Genomic DNA, 6000 nt, shown 5'->3' with positions numbered 1-6000 from the left:
AGACTCGAAACGTAAACTTGTATTTTTGCCGTAACGGTAGACATTCACCTCACCACCTTTCACTAATGTTATTATACTATATATATCCTAGTGAAGTTAAATACTTTATGTTAGAAAAAGGCATTTCAGATACGTTCGTAGCTGACGACCATTCCTCACCCGCTTATCGTTGGGCTTCGCCCTGCACACGATTGAAGTGGGCGTATCCTTGTCGGGTTTAGATGAAGCCAGTAGGGAGAGAGTTGTTATAATGGTGGATAAATACATTCCTTCAAAAGGTGACATCGTTTGGTTAAATTTTGATCCATCATCAGGAAAGGAAATCCAAAAGAGACGCCCGGCATTAGTCGTGTCGAGGGATAAATTCAACAATCATACAGGGTTCACGGTTGTTTGTCCGATTACATCAACCATACGCCAGTCGCCAATGAGATACCAACTCCCTGAAACGATCGGAACGCAAGGACAAGTGCTGATTGACCAACTAACATCAATTGATATAATGACCAGAAAAGTGCAGTTTATTGAAAAAATACCAAATGTTGATATGTTTAAAATTGACCAAATCATTCAGTTTATTTTCTGATAATTGGGCTCAATATTGTATCGCTTTAGTTTGGTCAGCGAATGATCGACAGTAACAACGTATAAAATAAGATGTACCAGAACGGGAGTGCGGAATACCTGCCATCTGAACAGGACGACAAAAAAGACACGTAGATGAGATTCTATGTGTCTTTTTTTTGAATAGAAAAGAAAATTGATTAAAGATTAGAATAGTTGCGTCATTTTCCGCATAAAATAACTTAAGAATAATGATAACGGTGGGAAATCCACAAGAAAGCAGGGTAGACTATCTTGAAAGTGTCTATCTAATCCGGTCTTTTTCAACTAAAAAATTTTTTATTCTTCTTCTTTTGGCGATTGATTTTCTAAATCGGTTCGAACAATTAAGACGTCACAAGGTGCATGGCGAATCACATATTCTGAAACAGAACCAATAAAGAGGCGTTCAACGGCATTTAGTCCAGTAGCTCCGAGCATAATTAAATCGATTTTATGTTCTTCATGCACGTATTTTGCAATCACAGCTTTCGGCGAGCCGTACTCGATCAATGTTTTAACGGCGGTTATTCCTTGTTCTTTAGCTGTTTTTTCGTATTCTGCTAATGATTCTTTGGCCATATCAGTCGCTTGCTCAGCTAACATGGTATCAAAGGAAGTCATTGTTTGAAATGCTCTTGCGTCAATTACATGAAGTAAAAGTAATTCGGCATCATTTCGTTTCGTTACGTTGATCGCCTTTTTAAAGGCCAATTCCGCTTCGTCTGAACCATCGACGGCCACCATAATACGATTATACTGTTGTAACATTAAGACCACATCCTTCTTACCTTTTCTTATATTGTAAGCTATTTTAAAAAAAATGCCAAATATCTTATCGCTTGTTATTTCATTTTTTTTGAAAATTGGATACTAAAAACAGCAGAGAGACTCATCATCATTGCAAGATAAAAAAGCGCGAGTTCTCTTTGGGCAAAAAAGGCTAAGATCACTCCTACACAGCCCGTAAAGAAATAGAGTTGCCCAAATCTCGTTAAAAATGTTTGTTCTTTGGCAGTATTACTAGCTAATAAAACGAAGAAAAAATTTTGTTTTTTTATGAGTAAATAACCTAAAAAGCAAAGCATTGCTCCGGCTAAAAGTAATAAAATCGTAATCATGTTGTCGGTACTCCTTTTTCATTTTATGTTTAGTTTATCATATAAAGCATCAAAAAAAACCTCTTGTCTAAACAAGAGGTTTAACGTTTTTTAAAACGGGGTTGTCCGTAGATGCCGTTTTTTGTCCCGGAGTATTGATCCCGCAAATCGAAGCAGGTGGGTTCCACGGTCGAAGTATCGAACTACCAAATGAGAAGGCATGCTACTAACTCGAACACCGGACGGATCCCAAGATATCAATAAAAATGTTCGGTCAACACTAAAAAGGGATAACTCGCACATCACAGATTGCCCACTTACATCATAGCATAGGAACTAAAATGTCGCAACTCTTTTGAAAGCGTTTTTATCGAAACGGGAATTTTATTCTATAAAAAGTACTTGTTGACGTATAAGGGAAATAAATCGCATAACATAAAATTTATCAATTATCTATTCATTTTATTTGATGGTATCTTTGTAAGGAATCCATAAAACGAAGAAAAATATTTCAAAACAATAGTGAATGAGTTGACGTTCAAGCAAGAAAAGTCTGAATGGATGAAAAAAGGAGGAATAAAAAAATGAGTAAAAAAGAATTATTTCATGCCATTTTAAGTGGGGAAAAAATTGAACGACCCTTAGTGAGTTGCTGGCATCATTTTTTGGAGGCTGAATATGATCCAACCGATTTAGCTCAAGCCACGATTGCTTTTGCTAAAAAATATGATTGGGATTGGATTAAGATTAATCCAAGAGCGACTTATTTAGCAGAAACGTTTGGTAATACTTATGATCCAGAAGACTATCAAGAAGTCTTTCCTAGACAAGTCAATCAAACTATTCAAAAATTCCCAGATGTTTGGACAATTCCTATTGTTGACGTAACAAACAGTGCTCCTTTACAAGAACAATTAACTGCAGCAAAAACTATCCGAGCAGCTTTACCAGAAACACCATTGATTCAAACGATTTTTTCCCCATTAACCATCTTAATGTTTTTAACAGGCAATTCGTCTTACTATGATCAAAAAATGTATGGTAGCCAAGCGCCACTTGATTTTAAACAATTACTTGAAAAAGAACGTTTTGGTGTTCATCAAGCATTACTTCATATTTCACAAACCCTTGTTTCTTATTTGAAAGAATTAGAAACAATTGGTTTAGATGGTATCTTTTATGCGGTAACGGGTACTGCTCATCCGCAATTATTTAGCGAAGCCGACTTTAGAGAGTATTCGGTGCCTTATGATGCCATTGTTTTAAACGCGATAAAAGGAAAAACGATTTTGCATACGTGCGGCCCTTTTGCCCAACCGCAACGTTTTGAAGATTATCCAATTGCGGCTATTAGTTGGGACACAAACGCCAAGGGCAATCCAGATTTATCCATTGATTTAAAAAAAATAAAAGTAGGTGGCATTTCGCATCAAATTTTTGGCAAGAACCAAGAAGTAGAATTGAAAAAACAAATCCAACAAGCATTGGATCAGGCATCTTCTTTTTTGTTGACGCCCAATTGTGCGGTACCAGTAGACGTTTCAGCGAATGAGTTGACGTTATTTAGAAAGAGTATATAAAAGTACTCGAAGAAAAAGGAAAGAAGGAATGAAAATGAAAAAGTTTTTGGGAGTATTGGTTGGAATAGCTGTTTTATTAACAGCTTGTGGAACGAGCGTAGATGAAAGTGAACAAAAGAAAATCGTGGTAGGCTTTGGTGTTGGAACGTATGAAGAACAATTTCGACAAGCGATTTTGCCCATTTTAGAAGATCAAGGCTATGAAATCGAAATCAAGACGCTTGCACATAATAATTACGTTAATCCGGCGATGCAAGAAGGATCCATCGATGTGAGTATTTTTCAAAGTACGGCCTATATGGAAGCTGTCAATAAAGAATTAGGGATAGAGATGACCGCACTAGCTTTTGTTCCGAGTGCGCCACAGAGCATGCATTCAGTAAAACATGACTCTATCGACGCTGTTCAAGATGGCACAGTGGTGGCTTTGCCTGATGATCCGGTCAATCAAGAACGTGCGGTACGTGTTTTAGAAGGCCTTGGTTGGGTCAGTGTCGATCAAGATGCAGGGACGATTGATTTTGATATCCATCAAGTCCATCCTGCTGCGTACGAGATTAAATTTGAAGTGTTAGATCCGGCTCAAATTTTGTCCTCATTACCAGATGTTGATTATGGCATCGTTAATGGTAACTATATCGCTGACTCCAACCGGAAAATTACGGATGGAATCGCCATTGAAGAAACGCCAAAAGAACACCGCATTATCGTTTCAATTTTAAAAGAGAACGAAGAAACGCAATGGGCTAAAGACATCAAGGCTGCATATGAATCCGTCGCATTTGAAGAATATATTTTAGCACAAGAAAAATACGATGGCTTTATTTTGCCAGAAGCATGGGCGAATAATTAAGTAGAGGAGTGAGTATATGAGTAAACGAATTCATTTTATTGGGGGCGGGCAAATGGTTGAAGCGATTATTCGTCCTTTGTTAAAAAGTCAAAAGTTTCAACCAAATCAAATAACTGTAGCCGATATCCAAGAAACGCGTAATCAATACTTAGAAACAACTTATCAAATTTCTGCGCAAAAAACACAAGAACAATCGCTTGAAACAGCAGATTTAATCGTGATTGGTGTTCGGCCACAAGACGATCTGCCTACTGTTATCGCGTCGTTGAAAAAAAGCCGGCCTGGAGTGACGATTCTTTCGATTGTAGCAGGGGTAACGATTGAACAAATTGAACAGTCTTTAGGTGAACCGCGAGCAATTGTACGAGTGATCCCTAATACGTTAACAGATACAGGTTTGGGTTATAGTGGTGTAGCCCTAAATGCCTTAGCTAAAAAAAGAGACGTTGATTTCTTTTTAACGGGTTTTGGCAAAGTAATGTATGTGGAAGAAAAGCTAATTGATGTATTTACAGGCTTTGGAGTAGCCGGACCAAATTACGTGTATTACTTTATTGAGTCTTATGCCGATGCAGGGGTTTTAGCGGGTCTTTCGCGAGAACAAGCGCGGGCAATTGCTTTAGAAAATACTATTGGGGCAGTGGCGATGTTACAACAAACAGGCAAACATCCTCGCGAACTGCTTGATATTAATAACTCAGCTGGTGGAGTAGGGATTCACGCCTTATTTGAGTTGAATCAGTCGGATTTTGCTGCTGGTTTACAAAGAAGTGTGTTGCGAGCAGTAAAAAGAACTACAGAATTAGGTCAGGAAAGTAAATAAAACAATGAATAAAAGAGGTGAAATAAATGACGGTTCAGTTAGATCACGTGGTGCATTACGTAAATGATTTAAATCAGGTAATTGAAACATTTGCTGCCAACGATTTAATTGCTTTTTATGGTGGCCAACACAAAGAGTGGGGAACACATAACGTTCTTAGTTATTTTGATTTGAGTTACATCGAATTTTTAAGTATAGAAGAGCCAACCTTGGCACAAAACGCCGACCAAGTACATGTCGTGGTAAAAGATGCGTTACGTCACTTACCTACAGAAGAAACGTTAAGTCGCCTGGCGTTAAGAACGGATGATATTGAAGCACTAGCTGCATGTCTTCGTCAAACAGTGCAAATTTCTCCAATTTTTGCAGGTAAACGCACGGATGCAAAAGGAAATTTAATTGAGTGGCAGATGTTTTCGATTTTAGGTGATTATCAAGGATTGCCGTATCCATTTATCATTCAATGGTCTGGGACAGAGAAAGAACGTCGAATCCAGTTACAACAAAGCGGGGTTATCCAGTCACACCCAGCTGGAGCTAAGGAACTAAAAAAAGCTATCTTTGCTGTTGACGAACCAGAAGCAGTAGTCAAACACTGGCAAGAACTTTTTAATTTGCCTCTACTTCAATCCACGAAAAATCTCGGCCTTTTAATTGGTGATAAAGAACTTCATTTTATTAAAGGTGTGACTAATCAGTTACAATCAATTGTCTTAACAGGCGCTACCACACTTGTCGGTAGCAATATTCAAATTGGTCAGAGCACCTATTTGTTTGAATAGTTCTATTTTTATGTAAAAAACCTTATGGATTTTAGTCAATGATCACTCAGTAATTAATGTCCACTGATTAAATAAAACACATTGAAATAGTGGTATTTGAGCGCAATGTTTTATATAGCAAGTGCAAGTCTTTTAACGATAGAACACGGAGAACCGTGCACTTTTATCAACATTGGAGGATTTTAATTTATAAACCACAAATTTACTTGCAACTTACTTGTGTAGATTTTGACCAATTTGTTGGTTTAAAAAATAAACC

At 37.6% G+C, this 6000-nt stretch carries 7 protein-coding genes and 1 other RNA gene; 5 read left to right on the top strand and 3 right to left on the bottom strand.

Annotated features, from left to right (window positions below; genetic code table 11):
- Positions 1-250: 250 nt before the first annotated feature.
- Positions 251-586: a type II toxin-antitoxin system PemK/MazF family toxin gene (locus tag JOD14_RS10950; protein WP_204654834.1), complete on the top strand. Its 336-nt coding sequence runs from the start codon at positions 251-253 to the stop codon at positions 584-586.
- A gap of 317 nt (positions 587-903) precedes the next feature.
- Here JOD14_RS10950 and JOD14_RS10945 read toward each other — a convergent pair whose 3' ends face one another.
- The 3 genes from JOD14_RS10945 to ssrS all read right to left on the bottom strand — a co-directional run bounded on the left by JOD14_RS10945 (position 904) and on the right by ssrS (position 2017).
- The gene (locus tag JOD14_RS10945; protein ID WP_204654833.1) at positions 904-1374 is read right to left on the bottom strand and encodes a universal stress protein; all 471 of its coding nucleotides are present in this window, start codon (positions 1372-1374) and stop codon (positions 904-906) included.
- 74 nt (positions 1375-1448) lie between these two features.
- Positions 1449-1724, bottom strand: coding sequence for a hypothetical protein (locus JOD14_RS10940; RefSeq protein WP_204654832.1), 276 nt, complete (start codon positions 1722-1724; stop codon positions 1449-1451).
- A 98-nt stretch (positions 1725-1822) separates the two neighbouring features.
- Positions 1823-2017, bottom strand: a non-coding RNA gene (ssrS, locus tag JOD14_RS10935) — 6S RNA.
- Between the two features lie 270 nt (positions 2018-2287).
- Here ssrS and JOD14_RS10930 point away from each other — a divergent pair.
- The 4 genes from JOD14_RS10930 to JOD14_RS10915 are packed head-to-tail and all read left to right on the top strand — an operon-like array spanning position 2288 to position 5741.
- The gene (locus JOD14_RS10930) at positions 2288-3283 is read left to right on the top strand and encodes a uroporphyrinogen decarboxylase family protein (protein ID WP_204654831.1); all 996 of its coding nucleotides are present in this window, start codon (positions 2288-2290) and stop codon (positions 3281-3283) included.
- A gap of 34 nt (positions 3284-3317) precedes the next feature.
- Positions 3318-4136, top strand: a complete 819-nt coding sequence (locus JOD14_RS10925) for a MetQ/NlpA family ABC transporter substrate-binding protein (protein ID WP_204654830.1) — start codon at positions 3318-3320, stop codon at positions 4134-4136.
- 16 nt (positions 4137-4152) lie between these two features.
- Positions 4153-4959, top strand: a complete 807-nt coding sequence (locus JOD14_RS10920) for a pyrroline-5-carboxylate reductase family protein (protein WP_204654829.1) — start codon at positions 4153-4155, stop codon at positions 4957-4959.
- 26 nt (positions 4960-4985) lie between these two features.
- Positions 4986-5741 (top strand): VOC family protein, encoded by a 756-nt coding sequence (locus tag JOD14_RS10915; protein WP_204654828.1) that lies wholly within the window; start codon positions 4986-4988, stop codon positions 5739-5741.
- The last annotated feature ends 259 nt before the right edge of the window (positions 5742-6000 follow it).

Origin of the sequence: Enterococcus lemanii, from assembly GCF_016909125.1 — a bacterium.
Taxonomy (GTDB): domain Bacteria; phylum Bacillota; class Bacilli; order Lactobacillales; family Enterococcaceae; genus Enterococcus_I; species Enterococcus_I lemanii.
The sequence above is the reverse complement of the archived record's forward strand: the minus strand, read 5'-3'. Positions and strand labels throughout refer to the sequence as shown.

Bases quoted from the DNA above. Each gene is read 5' to 3' on its own strand.
- JOD14_RS10950 (WP_204654834.1), top strand. From the start codon at position 251: ATGGTGGATAAATACATTCCTTCAAAAGGTGACATCGTTTGGTTAAAT.
- JOD14_RS10945 (WP_204654833.1), bottom strand. From the start codon at position 1,374: ATGTTACAACAGTATAATCGTATTATGGTGGCCGTCGATGGTTCAGAC.
- JOD14_RS10940 (WP_204654832.1), bottom strand. From the start codon at position 1,724: ATGATTACGATTTTATTACTTTTAGCCGGAGCAATGCTTTGCTTTTTA.
- JOD14_RS10930 (WP_204654831.1), top strand. From the start codon at position 2,288: ATGAGTAAAAAAGAATTATTTCATGCCATTTTAAGTGGGGAAAAAATT.
- JOD14_RS10925 (WP_204654830.1), top strand. From the start codon at position 3,318: ATGAAAAAGTTTTTGGGAGTATTGGTTGGAATAGCTGTTTTATTAACA.
- JOD14_RS10920 (WP_204654829.1), top strand. From the start codon at position 4,153: ATGAGTAAACGAATTCATTTTATTGGGGGCGGGCAAATGGTTGAAGCG.
- JOD14_RS10915 (WP_204654828.1), top strand. From the start codon at position 4,986: ATGACGGTTCAGTTAGATCACGTGGTGCATTACGTAAATGATTTAAAT.